Origin of the sequence: Paraburkholderia sp. EG304 (assembly GCF_046543485.1) — a bacterium.
Classification (GTDB): domain Bacteria; phylum Pseudomonadota; class Gammaproteobacteria; order Burkholderiales; family Burkholderiaceae; genus Paraburkholderia; species Paraburkholderia youngii.
This window is the reverse complement of the sequence record NZ_JBKGUA010000355.1, coordinates 1-419: the sequence shown is the minus strand read 5'-3', so window position 1 is coordinate 419 and position 419 is coordinate 1. Positions and strand designations below refer to the sequence as shown.

The following is a 419-nucleotide window of genomic DNA, read 5'->3' as shown; positions in this document are numbered from 1 at the left end:
ACGCCTGACCATGATTGCTCGCATAACGCGATCCGGTCAGTCGCTGGCAAACCGGAACTGCGCAGACGCGGTCTCACAGGTGCTCTTCCGGCCTGCCGGCCCAGACGTTTTTACACGGCCTCGGCCAATTGCGGTCATTGATCGTGTCGTGTTCCAGGACTCTTTTGACTCCATCAACAGACGCTCAAAGCGGTCGAAGCGCCGTTGGGCCGCTGAAGCCATTGTTGCGACCGCGGAGAGTCTGATCCGGCTTGGCTTGCTCGGCCAATCAACGGAGATTACCTAGGGCAACCGTTGCGCTGCTCCGCCCATTTGAGAAGGGCGTCCAGAGCGGGACAGAGTGCTTGTCCCCAATCAGTCAACCGGTATTCCACCTTGGGCGGCACCTGGGCATAGAGCTTTCTTGCCACGATCCCGTC

At 59.7% G+C, this 419-nt stretch carries 1 protein-coding gene; it reads right to left on the bottom strand.

The features are described from left to right. Nucleotides 1–278: 278 nt before the first annotated feature. The coding region (locus tag ACLFKU_RS44255) for a winged helix-turn-helix transcriptional regulator (RefSeq protein ID WP_410853459.1) at nt 279–419 on the bottom strand (141 nt) is incomplete at its 5' end.